The sequence below is a fragment of the Micromonospora sp. NBC_00389 genome, from assembly GCF_036059255.1.
Taxonomy (GTDB): Bacteria; Actinomycetota; Actinomycetes; order Mycobacteriales; family Micromonosporaceae; genus Micromonospora.
Genome location: NZ_CP107947.1, coordinates 2041665 through 2068631 on the forward strand (window position 1 = coordinate 2041665; position 26967 = coordinate 2068631).

Annotated in this window: 24 protein-coding genes; 19 read left to right on the forward strand and 5 right to left on the reverse strand. The window is 71.9% G+C overall.

Going from position 1 to position 26967, the window contains the following annotated elements:
- Positions 1-154 precede the first annotated feature (154 nt).
- From pdxH to OG470_RS09790, 7 genes are all read left to right on the forward strand, one after another.
- On the forward strand, positions 155-829 hold the full coding sequence (pdxH, locus tag OG470_RS09760) for a pyridoxamine 5'-phosphate oxidase (RefSeq protein ID WP_328426253.1): 675 nt from the start codon (positions 155-157) through the stop codon (positions 827-829).
- A complete protein-coding gene (locus OG470_RS09765; protein WP_328422884.1) occupies positions 826-2124 on the forward strand; it encodes an MFS transporter in 1299 nt (432 codons plus the stop codon). The genes pdxH and OG470_RS09765 overlap by 4 nt, the downstream gene beginning before the upstream one ends.
- Before the next feature lie 18 nt (positions 2125-2142).
- Positions 2143-3072, forward strand: coding sequence for an aldose 1-epimerase family protein (locus OG470_RS09770; RefSeq protein ID WP_328422886.1), 930 nt, complete (start codon positions 2143-2145; stop codon positions 3070-3072).
- Between the two features lie 22 nt (positions 3073-3094).
- Positions 3095-3697: a nitroreductase family protein gene (locus OG470_RS09775; RefSeq protein WP_328422888.1), complete on the forward strand. Its 603-nt coding sequence runs from the start codon at positions 3095-3097 to the stop codon at positions 3695-3697.
- 187 nt (positions 3698-3884) lie between these two features.
- Positions 3885-4190: a type II toxin-antitoxin system VapB family antitoxin gene (locus OG470_RS09780; RefSeq protein WP_030329612.1), complete on the forward strand. Its 306-nt coding sequence runs from the start codon at positions 3885-3887 to the stop codon at positions 4188-4190.
- A 44-nt stretch (positions 4191-4234) separates the two neighbouring features.
- Positions 4235-5398, forward strand: coding sequence for an acyl-CoA dehydrogenase family protein (locus OG470_RS09785; protein WP_328422890.1), 1164 nt, complete (start codon positions 4235-4237; stop codon positions 5396-5398).
- Positions 5399-5494: 96 nt separating this feature from the next.
- Complete coding sequence (locus OG470_RS09790) at positions 5495-6286, forward strand: DUF4230 domain-containing protein (RefSeq protein ID WP_442931186.1); 792 nt, start codon at positions 5495-5497, stop codon at positions 6284-6286.
- 272 nt (positions 6287-6558) lie between these two features.
- Here the strand turns inward: OG470_RS09790 and OG470_RS09795 are convergent, their stop codons facing one another.
- Positions 6559-6768: a PspC domain-containing protein gene (locus OG470_RS09795; RefSeq protein ID WP_328422894.1), complete on the reverse strand. Its 210-nt coding sequence runs from the start codon at positions 6766-6768 to the stop codon at positions 6559-6561.
- A gap of 633 nt (positions 6769-7401) precedes the next feature.
- On the opposite strand from OG470_RS09795, the gene OG470_RS09800 reads away from it, so the two are divergent.
- From OG470_RS09800 to OG470_RS09830, 7 genes are all read left to right on the forward strand, one after another.
- Complete coding sequence (locus tag OG470_RS09800; protein WP_328422896.1) at positions 7402-8772, forward strand: L-serine ammonia-lyase; 1371 nt, start codon at positions 7402-7404, stop codon at positions 8770-8772.
- Positions 8773-8843: 71 nt separating this feature from the next.
- Positions 8844-9671 (forward strand): ABC transporter permease, encoded by an 828-nt coding sequence (locus OG470_RS09805; RefSeq protein ID WP_328422898.1) that lies wholly within the window; start codon positions 8844-8846, stop codon positions 9669-9671.
- Entirely contained in the window at positions 9672-10418 is a 747-nt protein-coding gene (locus OG470_RS09810) for an ABC transporter ATP-binding protein (protein ID WP_328422900.1), read from the forward strand.
- A complete protein-coding gene (locus tag OG470_RS09815; protein WP_442931077.1) occupies positions 10415-12493 on the forward strand; it encodes a DUF5941 domain-containing protein in 2079 nt (692 codons plus the stop codon). The genes OG470_RS09810 and OG470_RS09815 overlap by 4 nt, the downstream gene beginning before the upstream one ends.
- Before the next feature lie 15 nt (positions 12494-12508).
- On the forward strand, positions 12509-14719 hold the full coding sequence (locus OG470_RS09820; RefSeq protein ID WP_328422902.1) for a bifunctional glycosyltransferase/CDP-glycerol:glycerophosphate glycerophosphotransferase: 2211 nt from the start codon (positions 12509-12511) through the stop codon (positions 14717-14719).
- Between the two features lie 135 nt (positions 14720-14854).
- A complete protein-coding gene (locus OG470_RS09825; RefSeq protein ID WP_328426257.1) occupies positions 14855-16153 on the forward strand; it encodes an ABC transporter ATP-binding protein in 1299 nt (432 codons plus the stop codon).
- Between the two features lie 90 nt (positions 16154-16243).
- Positions 16244-17275 (forward strand): hypothetical protein, encoded by a 1032-nt coding sequence (locus OG470_RS09830; RefSeq protein ID WP_328422904.1) that lies wholly within the window; start codon positions 16244-16246, stop codon positions 17273-17275.
- Positions 17276-17288: 13 nt separating this feature from the next.
- Here OG470_RS09830 and OG470_RS09835 read toward each other — a convergent pair whose 3' ends face one another.
- Entirely contained in the window at positions 17289-18410 is a 1122-nt protein-coding gene (locus tag OG470_RS09835) for an acyltransferase family protein (RefSeq protein WP_328422906.1), read from the reverse strand.
- A 335-nt stretch (positions 18411-18745) separates the two neighbouring features.
- On the opposite strand from OG470_RS09835, the gene OG470_RS09840 reads away from it, so the two are divergent.
- From OG470_RS09840 to OG470_RS09850, 3 genes are all read left to right on the forward strand, one after another.
- Positions 18746-19210 carry a DUF4442 domain-containing protein gene (locus OG470_RS09840; RefSeq protein WP_328422908.1) on the forward strand — a complete coding sequence of 155 codons (465 nt, stop codon included), beginning with the start codon at positions 18746-18748 and terminating at the stop codon, positions 19208-19210.
- Positions 19211-19271: 61 nt separating this feature from the next.
- Positions 19272-20063, forward strand: a complete 792-nt coding sequence (locus tag OG470_RS09845) for an HAD family hydrolase (protein ID WP_328422910.1) — start codon at positions 19272-19274, stop codon at positions 20061-20063.
- Entirely contained in the window at positions 20060-22432 is a 2373-nt protein-coding gene (locus OG470_RS09850; protein WP_328422912.1) for a glycoside hydrolase family 65 protein, read from the forward strand. The genes OG470_RS09845 and OG470_RS09850 overlap by 4 nt, the downstream gene beginning before the upstream one ends.
- A 74-nt stretch (positions 22433-22506) precedes the next feature.
- On the opposite strand, the gene OG470_RS09855 is transcribed toward OG470_RS09850, so the two are convergent.
- Positions 22507-22686: a hypothetical protein gene (locus tag OG470_RS09855; RefSeq protein ID WP_328422914.1), complete on the reverse strand. Its 180-nt coding sequence runs from the start codon at positions 22684-22686 to the stop codon at positions 22507-22509.
- 165 nt (positions 22687-22851) lie between these two features.
- On the opposite strand from OG470_RS09855, the gene OG470_RS09860 reads away from it, so the two are divergent.
- Positions 22852-23532 (forward strand): dienelactone hydrolase family protein, encoded by a 681-nt coding sequence (locus OG470_RS09860; protein WP_328422916.1) that lies wholly within the window; start codon positions 22852-22854, stop codon positions 23530-23532.
- Here OG470_RS09860 and OG470_RS09865 read toward each other — a convergent pair.
- Positions 23527-24669, reverse strand: coding sequence for an AI-2E family transporter (locus tag OG470_RS09865; protein WP_328422918.1), 1143 nt, complete (start codon positions 24667-24669; stop codon positions 23527-23529). The genes OG470_RS09860 and OG470_RS09865 overlap by 6 nt on opposite strands.
- Before the next feature lie 199 nt (positions 24670-24868).
- Between OG470_RS09865 and OG470_RS09870 the strand changes: the two genes are divergently transcribed.
- Positions 24869-26194, forward strand: a complete 1326-nt coding sequence (locus OG470_RS09870) for an FUSC family protein (RefSeq protein ID WP_328422920.1) — start codon at positions 24869-24871, stop codon at positions 26192-26194.
- Between the two features lie 10 nt (positions 26195-26204).
- On the opposite strand, the gene OG470_RS09875 is transcribed toward OG470_RS09870, so the two are convergent.
- Positions 26205-26867, reverse strand: a complete 663-nt coding sequence (locus tag OG470_RS09875) for a C39 family peptidase (RefSeq protein ID WP_328422922.1) — start codon at positions 26865-26867, stop codon at positions 26205-26207.
- Positions 26868-26967 lie beyond the last annotated feature (100 nt).

Below are 26967 nucleotides of genomic sequence, written 5' to 3' on the forward strand. Positions count from 1 at the left end.
GCTGCGACTGTGCTGCACATGACATCCCCGGACGCGCATTCTCCGCGCCGCTCAGTGAGACTGGGCGGTGCGGGCTGGCCAGCGCGGGAGGGCGCCGACCAGGCCGCCGAGAAGGAGTGGGGACGTGACGGGCGACACACCCGCCCCGGCCGCGATGCGTAACGAGTACGCCGCGGACCTGGGCCTGACCGAAGCTGACCTGGCCGCCGACTGGCACACCCAGTTCGACCGCTGGTTCGCCGACGCGGTGGCCTTCGGGCTACCCGAACCGAACGCGATGGTGGTCGGCACCGCCGACGCCGCCGGCCGGCCGAGCGGGCGGACCGTACTGCTCAAGGGGTACGACCCGGACGGCTTCGTCTTCTTCACCAACCACCTCTCCCGCAAGGGCGTCGAGGCGTCGGCCAACCCGTACGCCAGCCTGGTCTTCCCGTGGTTCCCGATGCAGCGTCAGGTGCTGGTCACCGGGCGGATCGCGCCGGTCGACCGGGCGGCGGTCGAGTCGTACTTCGCCAGCCGCCCGCGCGCCTCCCAGTTGGGCGCCTGGGCCAGCCCGCAGTCCCAGGTGGTGCCGGACCGGGCCGCGCTGGAGGAGCGCTACCGCGCGGCGGCCGAGCGGTTCGCCGACGAGGCCGTCATCCCGACCCCGCCGCACTGGGGTGGGTTGCGGGTCCGGCCCGAGTCGGTGGAGTTCTGGCAGGGCCGGGCCGGCCGGTTGCACGACCGGCTCCGCTTCCGCCGCACTGACGACGGCCCACCCGGCGACGGTCCGCCCGACGGCCCCCGCACCGAGGGCGAGAGCTGGACCGTCGAGCGGTTGGCGCCGTGACGGGGGTGCAGGAGGCCCGGCCGCGCGGAGCGCGCCGCTGGGCGATCGACGTACGTCCGCTTCGCGTGCCGGCGTACCGGCGGCTCTGGCTCGGCAACACCGTGGCCATGTTCGGCTTCCAGTTCACGGCCGTCGCGGTGCCGGTGGAGATGTACGCGCTGACCAGGGACTCGTTCTGGGTCGGCCTGCTCGGCGTGGCGGCCTTCGTACCGCTGCTGGTCTTCGGTCTCTGGGGTGGCGCGGTCGCCGACGCCCGCGACCGCCGGGTGGTGCTGCTCGGCGGGTCGGTCCTGCTCTGGGCGTCCACTATCGGTCTGCTGGTCCAGGCGCTGCTGGACGTGGGCAGCCCGGTGCTACTGCTGGCGTTGATGGCGGTGCAGTCGGTGGCGTTCGCGATCAGCTCACCGGCCCGCAGCGCCATGTTGCCCCGGCTGGTGCCGGCGGATCTGGTGCCGGCCGCCAGCACCCTGAACTACACCACCTTCACCGCCGCCTCGGTGGCCGGCCCGCTCGCCGCCGGCCTGATCCTCGCCGCCTCGCCGGACACCGCGGTGGTCCTGCCGATCGCGTACGGGGTGGACGCGCTGCTGTTCACCGCGATGCTCTGGGCCGCGCTGCGCCTGCCCTCACTGCCCCCCGAGCCGACCGACGACGGCGAGCCCCGCCGCGCCGGGCTGGCCAGCGTGATCGACGGGTTCCGCTACCTGGCCACCACGCCCGTGCTGCTGCTCTCCTTCGGGGTGGACCTGATCGCCATGATCCTGGCCATGCCGCGGGCGCTCTTCCCGGAGATCGCCCACGAGCGGTTCGGCGGCGGTGGCGCGGTCGGCCTGCTCTACGCCGCCATCGCCATCGGATCGATGATCGGTGGGCTCACCTCCGGCTGGATCGGTCGGCTCCGCCGGCAGGGGCTCGGCCTGGTGGTCGCGGTGGTCGCCTGGGGGCTCGCGATCGCCGCGGCCGGGCTGGCCCACCAGCTCTGGCTTATGGTCCTGCTGCTCGCCGTGGCCGGTGCCGCCGACCTGGTCAGCGCGGTGCTGCGCCAGTCCATGCTGCTCGTGTACGCGCCGGACCGGATGCGCGGCCGACTCCAGGGCGTCAACACGGTGGTGGTGGCCGGTGGTCCGCGCCTGGGTGACCTGCGGGCCGGCACCATGGCCGCCGGGTTCGGTGGCGGGGTGGCCTGGGTGGCCGGCGGGCTCGCCTCGGCGGTGCTCGTGGTGGTGCTCGCGGCCGCCTTCCCGGCGCTGCTGCGCTACCGGGCCGCTACGGCGTCGAGCGGCGACCGGACGTGACCGGTTAGGGTCGCCGGCATGGAAAGCCCCGATCGGCGTCCGTTCTCCGGCGCTCAGTGGACCATCTCCGCGGCCGGCCACGAGGCCGTCATCGTGGAGGTCGGCGGCGGGTTGCGGACGTACCGGCATGACGGTGTCGACCTGGTCGACGGGTACCAGGTCGACGAGGTCTGCCCCGGCTGCGCCGGGCAGGTGCTGGCCCCCTGGCCGAACCGGATCCGGGATGGTCGCTACCCGTTCGGGGATCGGACCCACCAACTCCCGCTGACCGAGCCGGAGCGGCACGTGGCCATCCACGGGCTGGTCAACTGGGTGCCGTGGCGGCTGCTGGAGCAGTCGGCGGACGCGGTGACGGTCGGCTACGACCTGCCGCCGCAGCCCGGCTACCCGTGGCCGCTGCGGCTGCGCAGCCGGTGGAGCGTCGGCGCGGACGGACTGCGCGCCGAGCACGAGGTGACCAACACCGGTGGTGAGCTGGCGCCGTTCGGCTTCTCCGTGCACCCGTACCTGCAGCTGCCGGGCGTCGCGGTGGACGACCTGGTCATGCGGCTGCCGACCCGTACCCGGCTGCTGGTGGACGGGCGGCTGCTGCCGGTCGGGGCGACCCCGGTGGCCGGCACCGAGTTCGATTGGACCAGCCCGCGCCGGATCGGCGCTGCCCGACTGGATCTCTGCTTCGGTCAGGTGATCCCCGACGCCGACGGCGGTTCGTCGGTGAGCCTGGCGGCCCCGGACGGCTCGGCCGGGGTGAGCATCTGGGCGGACCAGGAGTTCGGCTGGTGGCAGGTGTTCACCGGGGATGCTCTCACGGGCGTTCGGCACCGCCGCTCGGTGGCGATCGAGCCGATGACCTGCCCGCCGGACGCGTTCCGCTCCGGCAAGGACCTGCTCACGCTCAAGCCCGGCACGACCTGGCGGGGCGCCTGGGGCATCCGGCCCGGGGCCTGACCGAGCCGACGGGGGGAGCGGAATGGAGTTCGCCGAGGTCGTCCGGCGCCGGCGGATGGTGCGCAACTACGACCCGGACCGCCCAGTCCCGCCCGACGTGGTCGACCGGCTGCTCGACCACGCGGTCCGCGCCCCGTCGGCCGGGTTCGCCCAGGGCTGGGGCTTCTTGGTGCTGGAGGAGGCGGCCGACCGGGAGCGGTTCTGGGCGGCCACCACGCCCGACACCGGCGGGCGGGAGCGCTGGTTGGCCGGGATGCGCCGGGCGCCGCTGATCGTGGTGCCGCACGCCAACGAGTCGGCCTACCTGCAGCGGTACGCGGAGCCGGACAAGGGCTGGACGGACCGGTCCACCGACCGCTGGCCGGTGCCCTACTGGTACGTGGACAGCGGCTTCGCCGCGCTGCTGATGCTGCTCACCGCGGTGGACGAGGGTCTGGGGGCGTGTTTCTTCGGCATCCCGCCGCAACGGCTGCCCGCCTACCGCGACGCCTTCGGGGTGCCGACGGAGTACCAACCCATCGGTGCCGTCACAATCGGTTACCGAGCACCCGACCATCGGTCACCATCGTTGCGCCGTGGGCGTCGTCCGGTGAACGAGGTGGTGCGGCGCGGCCGGTGGAGTTGAGCGCGGCGTCCCGTTCGTCCTAGTAAGGATCGGACGAGCGGTAGCGAAACTGACATCAGGGAGCAGAACGCGGTGTGCGCTGGGCGGCTAGGCTGGCACCGTCATCGGTGCCGCGCCGCGCGGTGCTCGCCGCGGCCCGGCTCGGCGCCGTCGGTCGGCCCGGCCACGGGGAGGGGAGCGTGCCGTCGTGATCTTCAGAGCGGTCCGGGACGGGCGTCCCTATCCGGAGCACAACCTGACGCTCAAGCAGTGGGCGGAGATTCCGCCGCGACCGCTGCGCCTGGACCAGATGATCACCACCAAGCGTGAGTTGGCGCTCGACAAGCTCCTCGCCGAGGACTCCACCTTCTACGGCGACCTGTTTCCGCACGTGGTGCAGTGGAACGGCGGGCTCTACCTGGAGGACGGGCTGCACCGGGCGTTGCGTGCCGCCCTGCAACAGCGCAACCAGATCCACGCTCGCGTGCTGGTGCTCTCCGAACCGATCGAGTGACGCGCCCCCACCCGCTGGCCTGAGTCTTCGTTAAGGTGGCGTCCATGACCGCTCCGCTGGACCTGCTCGACCTGGACCCGTCGCTCACCGAGGAGGAGCGGCAGATCCGCGACGTCGTACGCCAGCTCATCGACGACCGGGTGCGGCCGCACGTCGCCGACTGGTACGAGGAGGGCCGGGTGCCGGCCCGCGAGCTGGCCCGGGAGTTCGGCAAGCTCGGGCTGCTCGGCATGCACCTCACCGGCTACGGCTGCGCTGGCGCCTCCGCGGTCGCGTACGGGCTGGCCTGCCAGGAACTGGAGGCCGGCGACTCGGGCATCCGCTCGCTGGTCTCGGTGCAGGGCTCGCTGGCCATGTACGCCATCTGGCGCTACGGCAGCGAGGAGCAGAAGCAGCGCTGGCTGCCGCCGATGGCGACCGGCGAGGCGATCGGCTGCTTCGGCCTGACCGAGCCGGACCACGGCTCCGACCCGGCGTCGATGGCCACCCGGGCCCGCCGTGACGGCGACGACTGGGTGCTCAGCGGCGGCAAGATGTGGATCACCAACGCGCCGATCGCCGATGTCGCGGTGATCTGGGCGCGCACCGACGCCGGCGTGCGGGGTTTCGCCGTACCAATGGACACGCCCGGTGTCACGGCCCGGGAGATCCGCCGCAAGATGTCCCTGCGCGCGTCGGTGACCGGCGAGATCGTGCTCGACGACGTCCGGCTCCCGGCGGACGCCCAACTGCCCGAGGCGGTCGGGCTCAAGGCCCCGCTGAGCTGCCTCACCGAGGCCCGGTACGGCATCGTCTGGGGCGCGGTCGGCGCAGCCCGGGACTGCCTGGAAACCACCCTGGCGTACGCCACCACCCGCACGCAGTTCGGTCGTCCGCTGGCCGGCTTCCAGCTCACCCAGGCCAAGCTCGCCGACATGGCCGTCGAGTTGGTGAAGGGGCAGCTGCTCGCTCTGCACCTGGGCCGGCTCGCCGACGCCGGTCGACTGCGGCCCGATCAGGTCAGCGTGGGCAAACTGAACAACGTGCGGGAGGCCCTGGCCATCGCCCGGCAGTGCCGCACCATCCTCGGCGCCAACGGCGTCTCCGGTGAGTACCCGGTGATGCGGCACGCGAACAACCTGGAGAGCGTGCTGACGTACGAGGGCACCTCGGAGATCCACCAACTGGTCGTCGGGCAGCGGCTCACCGGGCTCTCCGCCTTCGCCTGACCTGCCCGTTTGCACATTCCGGGCGCTCGACGCGCGGCTGTCGTACCGGGGCCGTACCGTCATTGACAGACGACGTGTCTGACGAGGACGGTGAGCGTGATGGCCCGCGACGCTGGCATCAACGAGCCCACGAGGGAGTTCCCCGGTTACCCGACCGGCGACGACCTCAAGGAGCGGTCGGCCGTGACACCCGAGTCGACCACGGACACACCGGGCGGCTCCGGCGACCCGATGACCGGTGGCAACGGTGGGCCGGCGCGTGGTCTGCTCCTGCTGCTCGGGGCTGCCGCGCTGGCCGTGGTGGTGCTGCTCGGCGTCCAGGCGACCGGCCTCCTGCCGGAGTTCCGCAACCCGTTCGCCAAGGAGCAGACCGACCGCAGCCAGCCGCCGCTGCTGAAGTCCATCCAGGACCTCAGCCGCTACGTGGCCGCGGAGGGCAACTTCCAGGTCGTGGTCGACACCCAGAACGACCGGCGCAACGTTCCGGACTTCCTGCTCAACGAGCGCACCCTGTTCGTCGGGGCGGGCAGCGTCGAGGCGTACGTCGACTTCGCCAAGATCGGTGATGGTGCGATCGTCGAGTCCGCCGACGGCACCTCGGTCGAGATCAAGCTGCCCGCGCCGCAGCTCGGCCAGACCAACCTCGACCTGGAGAAGAGCTACGTCTTCGCCGAGCAGCGCGGTCTGCTCAACCGGCTCGGTGACCTGGTCGGCAACGACCCCAACCGGCAGCAGCAGGTCTACCAGCTCGCCGAGGAACGGATCACCGCCGCCGCCCGGGACAGCGGGCTCTCGGCCCGGGCCGAGGAGAACACCCGCAAAATGCTGGAGGGGCTGCTGCGCTCCCTCGGCTACCAGCGGATCACGGTCACCTACACCGCCCCCTGACCGCACCCCGTACGCCGAATCGCCCGCCCCGATGTTCGTCGGGACGGGCGATTCCGTGCGTGCCCAACAGCACTCTCCAACGCCTCAGCGCAAGATCCGCATCGCCCGTGCCTCGCGCTCTGTGCAAGATCCGCGCAACATCAGGGATGTTGCTGCTTGCGGCGCTCGGGAAGCAACAACATCCCTGATGTTGTGGCCTCCCAGCCCGTCGGGGCGGCCTCAGCCCGGTGGTGTGGTCCGGGTGGGGCAGTGCTGCGTGCTGCGGGGGCGGGTCAGTGCCGGGTCGACGCGAGGTAGCGGTCCTCGTTGGGCATGAGGATCCAGAGGATCAGGTAGACGATCACCTGGGTGCCGGGCAGCAGAAGCGACAGCAGGAACAGCAGCCGAACCATCCCGGCGGACATGCCGAACCGCTGACCGAGGCCAGCACAGACACCGGCGAGCATGCGCCCCTGGCGGGGCCGGACCAGTTTGCGACTCATCGTCGTACTCCCACTCTGCGGCGGAACGCCGCGTCTGCAATCCACGGTAGAAAAGTGCGGCCACCTTGCCCTCCGTCCCGAGGAGGATCGGCAACCCGTGGACCCGTAGGTACTTACCCGTGCGGCCCCGCTCCAACGCCTCCCGCGCCCCGCGCCCCGCGCCCCGCGCCCCGCGCCCCGCGCCCCGCGCCCCGCGCCCCGCGCCCCGCGCCCCGCGCCCCGCGCCCCGCGCCCCGCGCCCCGCGCCCCGCGCCCCGCGCGAGATCGTGCTCGATCCTGGATGTAGTGGCCTTGGGGCGGGAGGAGACCACTACAACCAGGATCGAGCGTGATCTTGGAGCGGGCGAGCGGGCGAGCGGGCGAGCGGGCGGGCGGCCGGGCGGGCCGTGTGCGCTGGGGCGCCGGAATGCTGCGGGAAGGTGGCGGTGAGACGGCGGGTGGGCGGCGGTCAGGTGGCCGCGTCGCGCTGGCCGGGTCGGCGGTGAGCTGGGCGGGTAGGCTCGCTGGTTGGGCACCCACACCCCGGGTGACCAGCGGCCGCCCGACCGGGCGGCCACGAGCGGGGCCACCTGACCGGGCGGCCACGACAGGGCCGGATCCCGCACGACGGGACGACGGCGAGGAAGCGCAGCCATGATCAGTGTTTTCGATCTCTTCAGCGTCGGCATCGGGCCGTCCAGCTCGCACACCGTGGGGCCGATGCGGGCCGCTCGCACCTTCGCGGCCGGGCTCAAGGCCGACGGGCTGCTCACCGACACGACGCGGGTGCAGGCCGAGCTGTTCGGCTCACTGGGTGCCACCGGGCACGGCCACGGCAGCGACCGGGCGGTGCTGCTCGGGTTGGCCGGTGAGGCGCCGGAGACGGTCGACACGGACACCGTCGGCCCTCGGGTCGAGCGGATCCGGGCCGAGCGGCGGATCAGCCTGCTGGACGCGCACGAGATCGACTTTGACCCGGGCCGGGACCTGACCCTGCACCGCCGCCGGTCGCTGCCGTACCACCCGAACGGGATGACCTTCGTGGCGTACGACAGGGCCGGCGCTGAGCTGCGCAGCCGCACCTACTACTCGGTCGGTGGCGGCTTCGTGGTGGACGAGGCGGCTGCCGGCGCGGACCGGATCAAGCCGGACAGCACCAAGGTGCGGTACCCCTTCCTGACCGGGGCGCAGCTGTTGGAGGTGACCACCTCGAGCGGCCTGTCGATCAGCGAGGTGATGCTGGCCAACGAGCGCTCCTGGCGCAGCGAGGCGGAGATCCGGGCCGGCCTGCTGGAGATCTGGCGGGTGATGCGGGAGTGCGTGGAGCGCGGCTGCGAGCGGGACGGCGTACTCCCGGGTGGGTTGAAGGTCCGGCGGCGCGCGGCGGAGCTGCGGCGCAGCCTGGAGGCGGACACCGGGACCACCGACCCGCTGCGCGTGATGGACTGGGTGACGCTGTTCGCCCTCGCGGTGAACGAGGAGAACGCCGCTGGCGGCCGGGTGGTCACCGCGCCGACCAACGGCGCGGCCGGGATCATCCCGGCGGTGCTGCACTACTACACCCGGTTCGTGCCGGGTGCCACCGACGACGGCGTGGTGCGGTTCCTGCTGGCGGCCGGGGCGATCGGCGTGCTGTTCAAGGAGAACGCGTCGATCTCCGGCGCGGAGGTCGGCTGTCAGGGTGAGGTCGGTTCGGCCTGCTCAATGGCCGCGGCGGGGCTCGCCGAGGCGCTGGGCGGCACCCCGGAGCAGGTGGAGAACGCCGCCGAGATCGGGATGGAGCACAACCTCGGCTTGACCTGCGACCCGGTGGGTGGCCTGGTGCAGATCCCCTGCATCGAACGGAACGCGGTGGCTAGCATCAAGGCGATCACGGCCGCCCGGCTGGCGCTGCGCGGCGACGGGGTGCACGCGGTGTCGCTGGACAAGGTCATCAAGACCATGCGGGAGACGGGCGCCGACATGAAGGTCAAGTACAAGGAGACGGCGCGCGGCGGACTGGCCGTCAACGTGATCGAATGCTGAGTCTGGCCGACTCGGGGGATTCGTTCACCGACTGCTAACCTGTCGTCCGTTTCAGGAGGCGGGAGGCTGCGGTGACCTCTGGCGTCGCGGCGTTGTGGTCGCACCGCAACTCGCTGCGAATCCTGGTCAGGCGCGACCTGGCGGTCAAGTACCAGCAGTCGGTGCTGGGCTATTTCTGGTCGCTGATCGAGCCGCTGGGCATGGGCGCCATCTACTGGTTCGTCTTCGGCGTGCTCTACTCCCGGGACACCGGGCGGCACCTCGGCGAGGCGGCCGGGTCGTACCCGCTGTTCCTGATCACCGGAATCTTCGCCTGGATGTGGACCAGTTCGGCGCTGAGCGAGGCGACCAACGCCCTGACCGGCCAGTCCCGGCTGATCACCACGATGAACGTGCCGCGCCAGGTCTTCCCGATCGGCCGGGTCACCGGCCGGTTCGCCGAGTACGCGGCCGGCCTGCCGATCCTGATCGCCATCGCGGTGATCTACGTGGCGCACGGCCGGATCCACCTGGGCTGGTCGCTGCTTTCCCTGCCGCTGGCGGTGGCCGTCCAGGCGGTCCTGCTGGTGGGGCTCGCGCTGTTGCTCTCCGCGTGGAACGTGCTGATGCGCGACGTGGAGCGGCTCATGCGGCTGATCATTCGGGTGCTCTTCTACGCCACGCCGATCATCTACCCGCTCAGCCTGGTCCGGGAGTCCGGCCTGCCCGGATGGCTGAAGGTGCTGTACGAGCTGAACCCGCTGGTCGGGATCTTCCAGCTGCACCACGCGATCTGGTACCCGGACGAGTTCCCGGACGCCCGGCTGCTCGCCACCACGGTCGCCGTCAGCCTGCTGGTGCTGGCCGCCGGCTGGTGGTCGTTCCGCCGGTTGGAACCCGCCGTGCTCAAGGAACTCTGAATGGACGCGCCGATCATCGAGGCCGACGGCCTGGGCATCCGGTTCGTCCGCAACCGTCGCCGCCAGTTGCGGCTGCGGGAGCTGTTCATCCACCGGGGTGGGCGCGGTGCCCTGCCCGGCCAGTTCTGGCCGCTGCGCGACGTGTCGTTCACTGTCGAGCCGGGCGAGACCGTCGGGGTGATCGGCCGCAACGGCACCGGCAAGAGCACCCTGCTGCGGCTGATCGCCGGAGTGCTCATTCCGGACGAGGGCAGCATCCGGGTGCACGGCGCCGTGGCCCCGCTGCTGGAGCTCTCCGCCGGTTTTTCCAACGACCTGACCGGGCGGGAGAACCTGCACCTGGTCGGTGGGCTGCACGGACTGTCGACGGGCTATCTGAAGCGGCACTTCGACGAGATCGTCGAGTTCGCCGGCGAGCAGGTGGAACGGGCCATCGACACGTCGGTTCGGCACTACTCGTCGGGGATGAAGGTGCGGCTCGGTTTCGCGATCATCTCGCACCTGCCGCACCCGATCCTGCTGATGGACGAGGTGACCGCGGTCGGGGACGCGGAGTTCCGCAAGAAGTGTTACGCGACGATTGATCGTCTGCTCGGGGAGGGGCGCACGCTCGTGCTGGTGTCACACAACGAAAAGGACCTGACCCGGTTCTGCCGTCGGGGGTTGTACCTCGACGCGGGCCGGTTGACGCTCGACGGCACGATCGCCGAGGCGCTCGACGCGTACCACGCCGCGGTCCCGCGGTGACGGTCGCGATCGTGCTCGCCGCCGGGACGCCCGCGGCGGGCCTGACCACCGCGACCGGCGAGCCGCTGGCCGACCGGCTCGCCGACCAGTTGCGCCGGGCGGGGGCGGACGAGGTGCGCTTCGCCGCCAACCTCGACGAGTTGGCCGCGCTGGCCGACTCCGCCACCGGTCCGCTGCTGGTCACCGGCACCGACCTGGTCGCACACACCGCCGTGCTGCGGCACCTGGCCACCAGCCCGGTGGGGCCGACGGTGGCGCTGGTGCTCGGCGACCCACCCGTACCCGGGCGGACCGCCGTGCGTGAGGAGCGCGGCCAGATCGTCGACGCCGGCGCGGTGGACGCTCTCGACGGCGACGCCACCGGCGTGTTCGGCGGCGCGCTGCGGGTCGGCGTGGACGACCTGCCGAACCTCGCCGCCGCTGCCCGGGCGGCAGCGATCGGCCTGCTGCCCATCGCCACCCCGCTCGGCCCGGCCGGGGACGTCGCGCCGTTCGAGCCCGCCCCCGGGACGGGGCGGCCCGACGCGGGCGAGCGTCCCGCGCCGGTCGCGGCCGGTGGCCCCGGGTCCGCCGTGGACCGGCTCGTCGCGGGTCTCGCCGCGCTCGGCACCCTGATCTTCGCCCAGCGGGTACGCCTGCTCGTCGCGCACCGGGTCGACGACGCGGCCGGGCTGGCCGCGGCCGAGGCTGCGGTGACCGCGGTCGACGAGGACCGGGCCGAATTGCGGCTGTCGGTGAAGGAGAAGGACGACTTCTTCTCCACCTACTTCGTCAGCACCTGGTCGCCGTACGTGGTCCGGCTGTCGGCCCGGCTCCGGCTCACCCCGACCGGGGTGACGGTGATCTCGGTCCTCTTCGCGTTGGCCGCTGCGGTGCTGTTCGGGGTCGGCGGTCGACCCGCGCTGGTCAGCGGCGCCGTGCTGCTCTACCTCGGCTTCGTGCTGGACTGCGTCGACGGCCAACTGGCCCGCTACACGCGGCACTTCAGCGCCTGGGGTGGCTGGCTGGACACGATGGCCGACCGGGCCAAGGAGTACCTGGTCTACGCCGGGTTGGGCTTCGGGGTGAGCCACGCCGGGCTGGGCAACGGCTGGGCGTTGGCGATCGCCACGATGACGTTGCAGACCGTCCGCCACATGACCGACACCTGGTACGGGGTGCTGCACGACGAGGCGGCTCGCCGGCCACGGGCGGCGACGGGTGCCAGTGGTGGGATCGGTGACCGGTTGAACGCCGCGTCGACCCGGGTGCAGGCGGACACCGGCTCGCTGTCGTACTGGCTGAAGCGGACCGTGGTCTTTCCGATCGGCGAGCGGTGGGCGCTGATCGCGCTGACCGTGGCGCTGTTCAACCCGTTGGTCAGCCTCATCGCGGTGCTGGTCTGGGGTGCGCTGGCATTCGCGTACACCGGGGCGTTGCGGACGCTGCGGGCCCGTTGGATGTGGGTGCCGGTGCTGGACACCGTCGATGCCACCCTGCACCGCGACGACGGTCCGTTGGCCCGCCGGTTGCCGGTGGTCCGCCCGATGGGGCCGCTCACCCTGGCGGTGATCGCCGCGCTCGGCTCGGCGGCTCTGCTGGTCGCGGCGCTGCTCACCGACGTACCCGACGGGTTGCGGTGGGCGGTGCCGGTGGCGCTGCTGGTGCTGCTGGTCGGCGGCCTGGGCTCCGGGGCCGCGCACAACGGCCCGCTGGACTGGCTGGTGCCCGCCGCGCTGCGGGCCGCCGAGTACCTGTTCGCGATTGCGGTCGGGGTGGTCGGCGGGGCGCCGGGGTGGCTGATCTTCGGCTACGTCTTCGTGCTCACCGTGCACCACTACGACCTGACGGCCCGGCTGGAGAAGCGGCAGGCGGCACCACCGCTGCACCCGGCCACGCTGGGCTGGGAGGGACGTTCGGTGCTGCTGGCCCTCGCCGCGATTGCCGGAATCGTGAGTATCGGAATGGCTACACTCGGTACGTACCTTCTCGTGGTTTTCGTGGCGAGCGCCGTCCTGGCCTGGTTCGTCCGGCCGGCCCGTAGCGCGCGGGCGTCGGCCGCGCCGGTGGGCGCGGGAGGGGCCGCGCCGCGCTGACGGAGGGACGGCCGGATGACCCTGATCAGTTTCGTGGTACCGGCCTTCCGGGTGCAGGGATACCTGCGCGAGTGCCTCGACTCGATCCTCGGCCAGCCGGAGACCGACCTCGAAGTGATCGCCATCGACGACTGCTCACCGGACGCCAGCGGCGAGATCATCGATGAGTACGCGGCCCGCGACCAGCGGGTCCGGTCAGTCCGGCTGCCGGAGAACGTCGGCCTCGGTCCGGCCCGCAACGTCGGGCTGGACCGGGCCGTCGGCGAGTACGTGTGGTTTCTCGACGGCGACGACTGGCTGGCACCGGAGTGCCTGTCGGAGGTGGCCGAGCGGCTGCGGGCCACCCGGCCGGATGTGCTGCTGGTCGACCATGTCCGGACGCACTGGAACGACACCGTCACCCGTAGCGCGATGGCCGAGGTGTTCCCGGAGTCGCCCGGCGCGGCCCCCTTCCGGCTGCGGGACCGGCCGGAGGCGATGCGGCTGCTGCACACCGCGTGGAACCGGCTGGTCCGCCGGGAGTTCCTGGTCGAGTTGGGTCTGCGTTTCGCGCCCGGCTGGTACGAGGATGTCTCGTTCAGCTACCCGGTGCTGATGGCGGCGCAGCGGATCGGCGTACTCGACCTCGTCTGCGTCAACTACCGGCAGCGTCGCGCCGGTGCGATTACCCGGACCCGGGGTGACCGGCATTTCGAGGTGTTTCCGCAGTGGCACCGGGTCTTCCACCTGATGGATTCCTGGGGGCCGGCGGTGGGCGCTCTGCGCCCTGCGGTCTTCGAGCGGATGATCTGGCACTACCTGACCGTGCTCGGCAACGGTCAGCGGATCGCTCCGGAGTTGCGGCCCGCCTTCTTCGCGCAGATCACGGCGGACTACGCCCGTTGGCTGCCGGACGGCGGCTATCCGGTGCCGGACGGGGTGGAGGGGATCAAGCATCGGCTGGTCGCCGCCGGCCGCTGGCGGACGTTCAGCGCGTTGCGGACCGCCAGCCGGACCCGCGATGTCGCCCGCCGGAAGGTCCGTACGGCGCGTCGCCGGGTCGGCCCGGCGGCCCGGCGCGGCGCCCGGCTGACGCGGGACGGCCTGCTGTACGAGTACTACCGGGCGGAGCTGCGCCGGCCGGTGGATCCGACGCTCGCGGTGTACGCGGCCTACTGGTATCGGGGGTACGCCTGCAACCCGGCGGCGATCTACGAGGTGGCCCGCCGGCTGGCGCCGGGGGTGCGGGGGGTGTGGATCGTGCGCCGGGACCGGGTGGACAGCGTGCCGGCCGGGGCGGAGTACGTCATCGCCGGCACCCCGGCCTACTACCGGGCGCTGGCCCGGGCCCGCTGGCTGGTCAACAACGTCAACTTCCCGGACTTCGTCCGTAAGCGGCCGGAACAGGTGCACGTGCAGACCCACCACGGCACGCCGGTCAAGGTGATGGGGCTGGACCAGCAGCGCTATCCGATCGGGGCGGGCCGGATGGACTTCGCCGGGCTGCTGCGCCGGGTGGACCGCTGGGACTACAGCGTCAGCGCGAACAGCTTCTCCACCCAGATGTGGGACCGGGCTTACCCGGCCACGTACACCACCCTGGAGGTCGGCTACCCGCGCAACGACCGGCTGGCCACCGCCAGCCCGGACGAGGTGCGCCGACTGCGTGCGGAGTTCGGCCTCGGCCCCGACGAGCAGGTGGTGCTGTACGCCCCGACGCACCGCGAGCATCTGCCCGGCTACCGGCCGCCGTTCGACCCCGACCGGTTCGTCGACGTGCTGGGTGACTCCGGCCGGCTGCTGATGCGCAGCCACTACTTCCATGACCGGGATCGCCGCCCCCGCCGGGCGGTGGACCGGGAGCGGGTCCGCGACGTCAGCGGCTACCAGCGGGTGGAGGACCTCTACCTGATCGCCGACGTGCTGGTCACCGACTACTCCTCGGCGATGTTCGACTATGCGGTGCTGGACCGGCCGATCGTGCTCTACGCCCCCGATTGGGAGGCGTACCGGCTGGCCCGGGGGGTCTACTTCGACGTCACGGCGGAGCCGCCGGGCGCGGTGGCCGTCACCTTCGCCGACCTGCTCGACCTGTTCCGTACCGACGCGCTGCGCTCGGACGCGGCGGCCAAGGCCCGCGAGCATTTCCGGGGCCGGTTCTGCGCGCTGGACGACGGGCGCGCGGCGGAGCGGGTGGTGCGCCGGGTGTTTCTGGGCGAGTCGGTAGGCCTGTCGCCGCGCTGTTGATCGCGTTCGGCGCCGGCCTTGTGTCGCTTAATTGCAGCGTCATCGATCGAACATGAGACGTTCACCCGATGTGCTAATTCAATGATCCTGGTCACAGTCTTGTGGGGTTCGGTCGACGAGCTGGGGGAGGAGACGGTGACCACCGTCGCGCTCAAGGATGTCACCAAGATCTTCAAGGACGGCACATTGGCCGTCGACAGCGTCAATCTGGACGTGAACGACGGCGAGTTCATGGTGCTGCTCGGCCCGTCCGGCTGCGGCAAGTCCACGGTGCTGCGGATGATCGCCGGGCTGGAGGATCCGACCCAGGGCGCGGTGCTGCTCGACGGGGGACTCGCGAACGACCTGCCGCCGCGGGATCGGAAGATCGCCATGGTCTTCCAGGACTTCGCGCTCTATCCGCACATGACCGTCGGCGACAACATCGCGTTTCCGCTGCGGCTGGCCGGGGTGGAGCCGGAACCGCGGGGTGAGCGGGTCAGCGACGTGGCCAGCGCGCTGGGCATCGGCGACGTGCTGGCCCGCAAGCCCGGCCAGCTCTCCGGCGGGCAGCGGCAGCGGGTCGCGATGGGCCGGGCGATCGTCCGCCGACCCGGGCTGTTCCTGATGGACGAGCCGCTGTCCAACCTCGACAGCGGGCTGCGCGCCGAGCTGCGCGCGGAGATCTCGGGCCTGACCCGGGAGTTGGGCGTCACCACCGTCTACGTCACCCACGACCAGGCCGAGGCGCTCACCATGGCCGACCGGGTGGCCATCATGCGTCGCGGCGTGCTCCAGGACGTGGGCACCCCCACCCAGGTGTACGGCCGGCCGGCGACGCTCTATGTGGCCGCCTTCCTGGGTAGCCCGAGGATGAACCTGCTGGAGGCGTCGGTCTACGTCCACCTCGACCGGTACGTCACGCTCAACCTCGGCGAGCAGTCGCTCTACCTGCCCTGGGACGACATCCGCAGCCGGGCGATCGCGCACTACCACGGTGAGCGGATCGTCGTCGGCATGCGGGCCGAGGCGCTCACCCCGGTTTCCCCGGACAGCCCCGGCGACGTGCTGCGCGGTCGGATCCGCTACCTGGAGCACCACGGGCACGAGTCACTGGCGTTCCTCGACATCGGGGCGACCGCGATCGTGGTCGACGAAGTGGGCACGCGGCTGGACCCGGCGCCGGTGGGTCAGCGCGGCCTGCGCCGGTTCGGCTCGGTGATGCAGCGGCTCACCGGCAGGCCCGTGGAGGCGGAAGACGCGGCGGGTGGTGGCACCCGGACCAGCGTGCTCCCCGATCCGGGCCGACACCACCGCCGGCCGGCGGAGCTGGCGGTGCGGCTGGCGCCGTACCCGGCGGTTGCCGCCGGCCACGCGCTCGCCGTCTCGGTCCGGATGGACGCGTTGCACTTCTTCGACGAGCGCGGAGCCCGGATCGACGTGGGGTGGCGCTGACACGCCGGAGCGGGGTGGCGGAGGCGCCACCCGGTGTCCTACCGTCTGCGCACCCAGTCCACTTTAAAGACCACCGAGAGGGGTCCACCCATGTCGGGTGATCGTCCCAGCCCGCTCGTCATCGAGCGCATCCTGCGCGACCGGCAGGGCATCTGGCAGCAGATCGTGGCCGAGCGTGACCTGAACGCGATGACCGGGCGGATGCTGGCCAGCTCCGCCATCGCGCTCGCCTGTTACGGTGCGGTGCTGGGCGCCTTCCACAGCCCGCTGATGGCGCTGACCTCCGCGCTGAAGCTGCCGCTGCTGTTCCTCGTCACGCTGGCCATCTGCCTGCCCACGCTCTACCTGTTCAACCTGGTCTTCGGTGCCCGGCTCTCGGTGCGCCAGTCGCTGGCGCTGGTGATGGTGGCGATCACGGTCACCTCGATGCTCGCGGTGGCGTTCGCGCCGATCAGCCTCTTCTTCCTGATCACCGCGCCCGACTACGGCTTCTTCAAGCTGCTCAACGTGGCGATCCTGACCCTGTCGGCGCTGGTCGGGCTGCGTTTCCTGACCGGTGGCATGCAGGTGCTCAACGACCACGGTCTGCTCGCCCCGGAGGCGGCCCAGACCCAGGCTCAGGCCCCGGCGCAGGCCGTGCCGGCCGCCGTGCCCGCAGGCACGGCGCCCGCTGCCGCCCCGGTGGCTGGCCAGGTCGCCGAGCCGGTGGCCGTGCCGGCCGGAGCGGCGGCGGCCGGGTCGGCCGGTGCAGTCCCGAACGGCGCCACCCCCGACGTGGCGTCGCCCGCCGCGCAGGTCCCGGCCCAGGTCCCGGCGCAGGTCCCGGCCCAGTGGGCCGGGCAGCCGGCCGTTGCTTCCTTCCCGCCCGGCATGCTGCCGCCCGGTTACGCGCAGCCGCAGCGCCCGTGGGGCAACCCGCCGGCACGGCGCGCCGAGCCGACGCAGCGGCCGGCCAGCATGACCCTGCTCTACATCTGGATCCTGCTCTTCGGCTTCGTCGGCACCCAACTGGCCTGGACGCTGCGTCCGTTCTTCGGCGACCCGGGGCAGGATTTCGCCTTCTTCCGCAGCATCGACGGCAACTTCTACGCGGAGATCCTGCGGACCATCGGCAACCTCTGACGACCCTTGTCGATCACGCAGGCGTGGTGGGCCTGCTGCTGGGCGCGGCCGGCGACTTGATCCTCAGCCAGCGGTTGACGAACCGCTGGGCCGGCCGCTCCCAGAGAAAGTGGCAGGCGGTCGCGACCGCAGTGATGAAGACGACGAGCAGCGTCATCTTGGTGAAGTAGGCCATGAAGCTGTCGTCCACCCACGACGCTGCACCGACCACCTGCATCAGCGGGCGATGCACCAGATAGAAGGCGAAGGAAACCTCGCCGAGAAACACGACGAGCCGGGTGCTGAGAAAGCGGCCGAGCGCGGACTGCGGATACTGGCTCAGGCCGAAGAAGAGCAGCACTCCGGGGAGCATCCACATCGCGTCGTAACTGGCGTAGTAGTGGGTCCGGCCGGGCCAGGCCATCAGCAGCAGGGTCGCCGCGAGGGGAAGCCAGGTGAGCAACGGCGACAGCACCCGATCCCGGGCGGCCGACGCGGGCCACGACCGCTTGGCCTGGCGGAGGAGCAGTGCCGCCACCATGCCGAGCGTGAAGTCCCCCAGGCGGCTGGCGGGCGTTCGGTAGAGCCACCGGTGCGCACTGAACGGGTTCGTGGCGGGCAGACCGTTGCGGAAGTGCTGGAACAACGCCGCGAGTACGAAGGCCGCGACTATCGCCGCCACGGCCACGGCGAGGAGAGCCTTGGCGTTGTTGGCGATCGGACGCAGCGCCAACACCAGTAGCGGGAAGCAGGCGTAGAGAAAGAACTCGACGCCGATCGACCAGCCCGGTGCGTTGATGCCGTACGTGACGACGAGCGACGGATGCCAGGACTGCAGGGCGAGGACCTGGATGAGGAACCGACTCACGTTGGAGTGGTCGTCCACGGCCAGCCAGACGACGACGAGGACCAGCAGATAGAGCGGGTAGACCCGGGCCAGCCGACCGATCAGGTAGTTCCAGGTGCTGCGAGGGGTCGGCCGAGTGGCACTGTCGAAGTAGTTCAACGCGATGACGAACCCCGACAAGAGAAAGAAGAAAGTGACGCCGTTGCTGCCCGCTCCCATGATCCGGCGGACCGGATCCGGCAGCGACTCGTGCGCTGCCGAGTGATGAAAGAAAACAGCGAGAGCAGCGAACCAGCGCAATCCGGTCAAGGCGGGGATGTGTAGCTTTTGTGTGATGGCTGCGGGCGTCGTCGTCATTCATTCCTCCAGTTCCGCGCCAGGTTATAGCACTCTGCGTTGCCCCGGCCGCCCTCCGGGAGGCGCTCTGATCAGGCGTATAGCCCACAGATTCCGATGCGGGAACCCCGGTTATTCGCCGGCTGTTCACGTGATTCGGCTTGCCGCATTCGACAATTTTCGTGTGCGCCGAGGGGGCTAGTGGAAATGGGTGATCCGCTGGTGGCTGGCGAATGTTTGAACAATGAACACCGGCCGAACCCACGCCGGCCTTGCCTCGGCAAGTTACCCGCGAGTAGCGTCAGGGCATGACCATCGACTCTCGCCAGGTGGCGGCCGGCCTGCTGGAAGCGGTGCCGTTCGCCCGTACGCTCGGTTTCGAAATCGTCGAGGTGGCCCCCGAGGCGGAGGGCGGGGTGCGGGCAGTCGTCCGGCTCCCCGACTCGCCGGCCACCCACAACCACGTCGGCGGGCCGCACGCCGGGGCCATGTTCACCCTCGGTGAGACGGCCTCCGGCGCGGTGGTGCTGGCCGCCTTCGGGCAGCTGTTGGACCGAGCCGTGCCGCTCGCCGTCCGGGCCGAGATCGCCTACCGCAAGCTGGCACTGGGGCCGGTGCTGGCCACCGCGCGGCTCGGCCGGCCGGCTCTCGAGGTGATCGAAGAGCTGGAGTCTGGCCAGCGGCCCGAGTTCCCGGTCGAGGTGGAGATCGCCACTGAGGACGGCACGCTCACCTCGGCGATGACCGTGGTCTGGACGCTGCGGCCGCAGTGAGCCGCGCCGGCGGCGGCGGAAACGGGGTTTGGCGGCCTGGCTGGGTGGTTAGATTCGTAGCGTGCTGGGCCTACCTGCTCATGTGACCGCCTGTCTCTTCGATCTGGACGGTGTGCTGACGCAGACCGCCCGGGTGCACAACGCCGCCTGGACGCGGACGTTCGACGAGTTCCTGCGGCAGCGGGCCACGGCGACCGGTGAGCCGTTCCAGCCGTTCGATCCCGGCCCGGACTACAACCGCTACGTCGATGGCCGGCCCCGCGCCGACGGCGTCCGGTCGTTCCTCGCCTCCCGCGGGATCGTGCTCCCCGAAGGCAGCCCGGACGACCCGCCGGACGCCGACACCGTCAACGGCGTCGGCAACCGCAAGAACGTCCTGCTGCTGGAGCGACTGCGCAGCTCCGGTGTCGAGGTCTACCCGGGCTCGGTGCGCTACCTGAAGGAGTCCACCGCCGCCGGGTTGCGTCGGGCCGTGGTGACCGCGAGCGCCAACGGGCGCGAGGTGGTCGCCGCCGCCGGGCTGGAACCACTGCTGGAGGCGCGGGTCGACGGGCTGGTCGCCCGGGCGCAAGGGCTGCGCGGCAAGCCGCACCCGGACACCTTCCTGGCCGGGGCCAGACTGCTCGGCGTCGACGCGACGCAGGCCGCCGTCTTCGAGGACGCGCTATCCGGAGTGGCCGCCGGCCGGGCCGGCGGCTTCGGCTATGTGGTCGGCGTCGATCGGGTCGGGCAGGCCGACGAGCTGCGCGCGCACGGCGCCGACATCGTGGTCAAGGACCTCGCGGAGCTGCTCGAAGCGGGCGACGCCCACCCGTCGGCGGCACGCCCGGCCGGAGAGCGGGGTCTCGCGTGATCCGGGAACGGGCCTATCCGGTCGAACCGTGGCACGTCCGGGAGACCCGGCTGGACATGGACGTGCTGGCCCAGTCGGAGTCGGTCTTCGCGCTCTCCAACGGCCACGTCGGGCTGCGCGGCAACCTCGACGAGGGCGAGCCGCACGGCCTGCCCGGCACGTACCTCAACTCGTTCTACGAGCTGCGCCCCCTGCCCTACGCGGAGGCCGGCTACGGCTTCCCCGAGTCCGGGCAGACCATCGTCAACGTCACCAACGGCAAACTGATCCGGCTGCTGGTCGACGACGAGCCGCTCGACGTGCGCTACGGCGAGCTGCTCGCCCACGAGCGGATCCTCGACCTGCGGGCCGGCACCCTGCACCGGGAGTTGCACTGGCGCTCGCCGGCCGGCCGGGAGGTCAAGGTCCGCAGCACCCGACTGGTGTCGTTCACCCAGCGGTCGGTCGCCGCCATCAACTACGAGGTGGAGGCCGTCAACGGCCCGCTCCGGCTGATCGTGCAGTCCGAGCTGGTGGCCAACGAGACGCTGCCGGCGCAGAGCAAGGACCCCCGGGTCGCCGCGGTGCTGGAGTCGCCGTTGCACGCCGAGGAGGAGCTGACCACCCCGGACGGTGGGCAGCTGATCCACCGCACCAAGGTCTCCGGGCTGCGGGTGGCCGCCGCGATGGAGCACGAGGTGCACGGGCCAGACCGCACCACCATCGAGTCCGAGGGCTACGAGGACTGGGTCCGCACCACGATCGGCTGCGTGCTCAAGCCCGGCGAGAAGCTGCGGGTGGTCAAGTACCTGACGTACGGCTGGTCGAGCCGGCGGTCGCTGCCCGCCCTGCGTGACCAGGTCGGCGCGGCGCTGGCCGGGGCACGGCTGGACGGCTGGGACGGGCTCTGCCGGGAGCAGCGCGGCTACCTCGACGAGTTCTGGGACGCGGCCGATGTGCGGGTCGACGGGGACCCGGAGGTGCAGCAGGCCGTCCGGTTCGGCCTCTTCCACGTGCTCCAGGCCGGTGCCCGGGCCGAGCGTCGGCCGATCGCGGCGAAGGGGCTGACCGGCCCCGGCTACGACGGGCACGCCTTCTGGGACACCGAGATGTTCGTCCTGCCGGTGCTCACCTACACCCAGCCGAGCGCGGTGCGCAACGCACTGCACTGGCGACACAGCACGCTGGAGCAGGCCAAGGAACGAGCCGAGACGCTCAACCTCAAGGGTGCCGCCTTTCCCTGGCGGACCATCGAGGGCCCGGAGTCCTCCGGGTACTGGCCGGCCGGCACCGCGGCCTTCCACATCGCCGCGGACATCGCCGACGCGCTGCGGCGCTACGTGCTGGTCACCGGGGACACCGAGTTGGAGCAGGAGATCGGGCTCGACCTGCTGGTGGAGACCGCCCGGCTGTGGCGCTCGGTCGGCCACCACGACCGGCACGGGCAGTTCCACATCGACGGAGTCACCGGCCCGGACGAGTACACCGCGGTGAAGAACGACAACATCTACACCAACCTGATGGCGCAGCGGAACCTGCTCGCCGCCGCCGAGGTGGTGATGCGCTACCGGGAGGCGGCGTTCCACCTCGGGGTCACCGACGAGGAGGCGGCGAGCTGGCGGGACGCGGCCACCTCGATGCACGTCCCGTACGACGAGGAGCTCGATGTCCACCAGCAGGTGGAGGGTTTCACCCGGCTCGAGGAGTGGGACTTCGCGCACACGCCGGCGGAGAAGTACCCGCTGCTGCTGCACTACCCGTACTTCGAGCTGTACCGCAAGCAGGTGGTGAAGCAGGCCGACCTGGTCCTGGCCATGCACTGGCGGGGGGACGCGTTCACCCCCGAGCAGAAGGTGCGCAACTTCCTCTACTACGAGCGCCGGACCGTGCGCGACTCGTCGCTGTCGGCCTGCACCCAGGCCGTGCTCGCCGCCGAGGTGGGCCATCCCGAGCTGGCGCACATCTACCTGCGCGAAGCCGCGCTGATGGACCTGCACGACCTCAACGAGAACACCCGGGACGGCGTGCACATGGCCTCACTGGCCGGCGCGTGGCTCGCCCTGGTCGGAGGGCTCGGCGGGTTGCGGGACCACGACGGTGAGCTGTCGTTCGCGCCCCGGCTCTCCAGCCGGCTCAGCCGGCTGGAGTTCTCCCTCCAGTGGCGCGGGCTGGCACTGCGGGTGGACGTCCGGCCGCACCAGACCACGTACTCGCTGCGCCACGGTGGCCCGGACGATGTGGTGGAGTTGCGCCACCACGACCAGCTGCTGCGGGTCACCTTCGACGAGCCGGTGACCGTGCCGGTGCCGTCGGCCGACCCGTCCGGGCCGCCGCCGGAGCAGCCGCCGGGCCGGTCGCCGCTGATGCGGTTGCCAGAGCACGAGCAGTGACGGCCGGGGCGGGTGTGATCCCGCCCCGGCCGCCACCTGACGGGCCGGTGCCCGCCCGGTCGTCGACTTCGAGGTCAGATGGGCTCGCCGGTCGACGGGCGTCCGATCGCGTCCCGGGGCGCCATCGCCCGGGGATCATCGGGTAGGCGGGCCTGCGCGGCGTCGTCCGCCCAGTCCCGGTTGCGCTCGGCGTCCTGTTGGCGGCGGTCCCGCTCGCTCATCTGCTGTTGCCGGGACGACTGCTGCTGAGCCATGGCGATCCTCGCGATCCGTCGGGGCGCGGCTGCGCCGACACGGTCTGCGGTCGCCCGTCGCGTACCCGGCGGCCCATCCGGCAAACGCGGCCCGGTGGCGGTGCGGGGGCGTGCCAGGCGGCGGGCGGGGTATCCGGGACGAAGGCCAGCATGCGGAGGTGGGGCATGGACGAGCAACGCAGCACGGTGACCATCCCGGTCGGGGACGCCCAGCTCCCCGCCGACCTGATGTTGCCCGCTCAACCGGTCGGCGTGGTGCTCTTCGCGCACGGCAGCGGCAGCTCCCGGCACAGCCCCCGCAACGTGGCGGTGGCCGAGACGCTGAACGGCCGGGGGCTCGGCACGGTGCTCGTGGACCTGCTCACCCCGGCCGAGGACGAGGTGGACGCGCGCACCGCCGAACTGCGGTTCGACATCGGGCTCCTGGCCGGTCGGCTGGCCGGCATCGTCGACTGGTTGGCGGCCGAGCGCCCCGCCGGTGAGGTGCCGATCGGCCTGTTCGGGGCCAGTACGGGTGCCGCCGCCGCCCTTGTCGCGGCGGCGTCGCGCGCCGACCGGGTGGGCGCGGTGGTCTCCCGGGGCGGGCGACCGGACCTGGCCGGCGCCGCTCTGGCCCAGGTACGTACGCCGACGTTGCTGCTGGTCGGTGGCCTGGACGAGGAAGTGATCGCGCTCAACGAGCAGGCGCTGGTCGAGCTGGGGGAGGTCGGCGAGCTGCGGGTGGTCCCCGGGGCAACCCATCTCTTCGAGGAGCCGGGCACCCTCGAGCAGGTCGCCGACCACGCCGGCACCTGGTTCACCACCCACCTCAGCCGCGCTGTTCCCAGCCCGGTACGTCGATCATGAGGTCGGCGGGGGATCGGTCACCCCCACCGGAGCGGGGGCGCCCGAGGCGGAGTGGTGGCGTTGCACGGTGTCGATGATGCGCCAGAGGACGGCGGTGATCGGAACGCTGACGAAAGCGCCGGCGATGCCAGCGATGAGGGTGCCGGCGGTGACCGCCACCAGGATGACCGCCGGGTGCAGCCGGACCTGCCGCTTCATGACCAGCGGCTCCAGCAGGTTGCCCTCGATCTGCTGCACGGCGATCACCGCGGCGAGGGTGAGCAGCGCGGTGGTCGGCCCGTTGGCGGCCAGCGCCACCAGCACCGCCACCGCGCCGGCCACCATCGCCCCGATGATCGGCACGAAGCCCCCGAGGAAGGTGATCAGCGCCAGCGGCAGGGCGAGCGGCACCCGGAGCACCACCAGGGCCAGGCCGATGCCGATCGCGTCGATCGCGGCGATCAGCATCGTGCCCCGGCTGTACGCGCCCAACGTCTGCCAGCCGGCCCGGCCGGCCTCGGTCACCAGGGGCCGGTTCGGGCCGGTCATCCGGGACAGGACCCAGTGCCACATGGACCGGCCGTCCTTGAGCAGGAAGAAGAGCAGAACCAGGGCGAGCAGCGCGGAGCCGACCACTTCGCTGGCAGTCCGGGCACCGGCCACCGGGTCCGGCGAGCTGCCACCCAGCCCCTGCCGCGCCTGGTCGACCAGTCGGTCCAACTGGGCGTCGGTGACCGGCAGGGTGGACGTGACGAAGTCCCGGCTTCGGTCCAGCCCCTGGGTCAGCTCCTGGCTGAGCTGGTCGAACTGGCTGGCGGTCAGGTTCCACACCAGCGCGCCGACCCCCACCAGGATGCCGAGAAGCAGCAGCACGGTGAGCAGCGCGGCCAGCGACCCGGGCAGCCGCAGCTGGCGCAGCCGGAGCAGCACCGGGTCGAGCAGCGCGGCGAGGAAGATGGTTGCGGCCAGCGCGATGGCCAGCGGCGCCAGGAGTACGGCGATCCGGCCCAACAGGTAGAGCCCGGCGACGACCACCACCAGGCAGGCGCTCCACAGCACCGCGGTCCGGACCAGCCAGGGCAGGGCCACCCACGCCTGGCGCGGCCCGGGGCCGTCCGTCGTCGCCCCGGTGCCCGCCCCGGGTTCGTCTACCGCCATGTCGGTCCTCCTCGATCTCCGCGAGGTCGGTACCCGGCCAGTGGCGCGCCGACACCCATATCGCTCCAACGCCGGTTGAGGCGCTGGCGTGGTGGGTGCGGCCAGGCAGTCCGAGTCATCCGGTGAAGGCAGAATTGCCCGGTTTGCACCCGCCGGGGCCTGGCACGATTGTCCGCGAGGCGCCCGGGTAACCGTCGCCATGGCCGATGACCGCCCACCAGCCGACCGCGACCGGTCGCGGCTCGGTGAGGCCGCCGAGCTGGGCGGCCAGGCAGTCGAACAGGTGCGGCGCCGGGGCGGGCAGGCCGGCCGGGTTCGGGCCCGGCAGTGGGAGATCACCCTGGTGATCGCGATCCAGGCCGGGCTGGCCGCGGCGCTGGCCGCCCTGATCGCCCAGCACCTGCTCGGCCCCGGAGCGCACGTCTTCGCGCCGGCCGCCGCCGTCGGTACGATCGCCACCGCCATCGGGCAGCGGGCCCGGCGCACCTTCGAGCTGCTGGCCGGGGTGGGCATCGGCATCGTCATCGGTGACGCGCTGCGCTTCCTGCTCGGCTCGGGGCCGTGGCAGACCGGTGCGGTGGTCGCTCTCGCCATCGCCAGCGCGCTGCTGGTGGCTGGACGGGGTGGTGCGCTGGTCGGTCAGGCCGGTGGTACCGCCGTGCTGATCGCCACGCTGGCCCCGATGGGACGCGGCCTGGAGCTGCCCCGGATCTTCGACGCACTGGTCGGTGGGGTGGTCGGCCTGCTGGTCGTCGCTCTGCTGTTGCCGGTCAATCCGATGCGCGTGCTGGATCGGGCCGTGGCGCCGATCGTCACGGTCCTTCGCGAGCAGCTCGCCGAACTGGCACAGACGCTGCGGGAGCGCGACGCCGAACGGGCGGTGCAGATTCTGGAGCGGCTGCGCGCCACCGAGGGTGACCTGGGTCGGCTGCACGAGTCGCTCAGCGGGGCGGAGGAGGTGGTGACGATCGCGCCGGCCCGCTGGCACCGGCGTCAGCAGTACCGCCGGTACGCCAACGGCGCGGAGCACCTGGAGCGGGTGACGCTGGACGTCCGAGCGCTGGCTCGCTGGACGGCGACCGCTCTCCAGTACGGTGAGCCGATTCCGGACGAGTTGCCGAATGCGGTGGCCCGGCTAGGCGAGGCGGTGGCTGAGATGCACTCCGAGCACCGGAGCGGCAAGGATCCCGAGCGGACCCGCCAACTGGTGCGGGAATGCGCCGAACTGGCCGGTCGGTCCACTGCTATCGGGGTGCACTCGTTCGGCGACGCGCTGGTGACCGGCCTGCGTACCGCGTGCAGCGACCTGCTCCGGGCCACCGGTTGTGACCCGGACGACGCCAATCGGATGGTGCGCCGAGCGGCCGGCGCCGGTGAGGCGGAAGTCCATCCGCCGCCCCGTCGGCAGATCCACCGGGCCCCGCCGAACCGCGCCGCCCGGGTCCGCCGGCGGACGCGGCTCAGCGCCCGGACCCGGAACGACGACCGGGCCGGCGTCCCCGACAGGGGGAGACCGGCCCGGTGAACCGCCAGAATCAGGAGGAGTAGCCGCGCTCGGCGATCCAGTTGGCGACCTTCGGCAGGCTCATCCAGTACTCGCCCAGCGCCGGGTTGGCCGGGTCGGCGATCCGGATGGTGTCGCCCCCGTCGCGGTAGCCGACCAGGGTCAGGTAGTGGCCGCCCTCGTACGAGTGCGGGTTGCCGTCGGTGTCCACGGCCGTGCCCTTGATGTTGGCCACCACCGGTCGGCCGGCGTCCAGCGCGGCCAGCACGTCCCGGCGTAGCTGCTCGACCTGTTCGGGGCGGGCCACCGAGTCACGGATCTCGGTGGTCCGGTACTTGCCGCCGGTCAGCTCGTTCAGCACGCGGGTGGTGTCCAGGGCCGAGGGAGTGCCCGCCTCGGTGGTGCCGAGCAGCTTGGCCACCTCGTCCTGGGACAGAGCCTTGCCCTGGGCGGACAGCGCGATCCGGGTCGCTGCCGGGCCGCAGTAGTAGAAGTTCGGCTGGGCCTGGTAGTCGATGCCGAGGATCCGCTCGGCGGAGCGGCCGGGCTGGCTGCCCCGGTCGGTCTGGCTCGACGGGGTCGGGGTGCCCTGCACCGGGGCGGCCTGCGCGGCCAGTGCGGGACCGAGGGCGCAACCGCCGGCGACCAGCAGGCCGGCGACGGACAGCGTGCTCTTCTGGATGATCGGGTTCATGGTCGAGTCTCCGTTCGGGGGTTGGTGCCTCCAACTGGTGGAGGGCAGCAGCACCTGGAATGGCGCTCGGCTCCTCGAGGTGGGCGACGACCCGCGGCGG